This is a genomic window from Variovorax sp. P4_D9 (assembly GCF_056401695.1).
The window spans coordinates 1-1,186 of the sequence record NZ_JBFUIU010001501.1; the positions used below are offsets into that span (position 1 = coordinate 1).

General features: G+C 65.1%; 1 protein-coding gene and 1 pseudogene. Both read right to left on the reverse strand.

What is annotated here, in order from left to right; translation table 11 throughout:
- Positions 1-923: methyl-accepting chemotaxis protein (locus AC1DY5_RS56365; protein ID WP_478122828.1), on the reverse strand; the 923-nt coding region annotated here is incomplete at its 3' end.
- 38 nt (positions 924-961) lie between these two features.
- Positions 962-1,186 (reverse strand): annotated as a pseudogene (locus tag AC1DY5_RS56370) (methyl-accepting chemotaxis protein); the annotation flags it as partial.

Consider the following 1,186-nt stretch of genomic DNA (forward strand, 5'->3'; position numbering starts at 1 on the left):
TCTTCCATCGAGGCTGCCGTCTGCTCCAGCGAGCTGGCCTGCTCTTCGGTACGCGAAGAAAGATCCTGGTTGCCGCTCGCGATCTGGCTCGATGCCGTGGCGATGGTGTCGGTGCCCGTGCGGACCTCGCCGACGATCTTCACCAGGCTGTCGTTCATTTCCTTCAGCGCCCGGATCAGTTGGCCCGTTTCGTCCGTCGAATGGACTTCGATGCGCGAGCTGATGTCGCCCGCGGCCACGGTCTCGGCGATCTTGACCGCCGCGCCGATCGGCCGGGTGATCGACCGCGTGATGAGCCAGGCGACCAGCGCGCCCACCAGGACCGCGAAGCCGCCCAGCCCGATTATGAGCAGGCGCGCCCGCACATACTCGGCGGCGGCCTCGTCCCTCGCCTTCTCGGACAAGCTGTTCTCGTGGGCCGCCATCTCGTCCAGCGCCGCCAGCGCGGCGTCCACCGCAGGATCGAACTTCTTCATCAACAGTTCGGTCCCTTCTTCGGTCTTGTTCTGCAGCCCGAGCTCGAACAGCTTCTCGCTCACCGGCGCAGCAACCGCCAGCGTCTGCTCGACCTTGGCCAGATGGGCCTTGCCCACGTCCGAGACGACCAGTTTTCCGAACTTCGTCTTGGCCGCGGCGAAGCGCTCGCGCGCTGCCGTCGCCTTCTTCATCTGCTCGCGCATCGAGGCCTCGTCGGTCAGCAGGACCACATGCGTTGCGTCACCCGCGATGTCGCGGATCGAATTCAGCATCGTGTTGATCGATGCGACCTTGACGTTGTTGCCCGCAACGATGCCGTCGAGGCGAGCCTGGACGGCACCGAGCGAGTTCAGGCCAAGGAGCAGCACCGCCGCAAGCAACAGCAGCACGGCCGTGAATCCCGCCGCCAGACGGGTACCGATCTTGAGGTTCGAAAGAAGAGTCATGGTGCGATTCACAAGAAAACTTGGTTCCGGCGTTGGCTTCAGTGCGCGACGGCAGCCGTCGGGGCCTGCGCGTCGTCTTCCAGCTTGAAGGTGTTCACGATCTGCGACAGGCTGCCGGCCTGTTCCTGCAGCGACTGCGCGGCGGCCGAGGCTTGCTCCACCAGCGCCGCGTTCTGCTGCGTCACCTGGTCCATCTGCGTGATCGCCTGGTTGATCTGCTCGATCCCCGAGGTCTGCTCCTGGCTGGCCGCCGTGATCTCGCC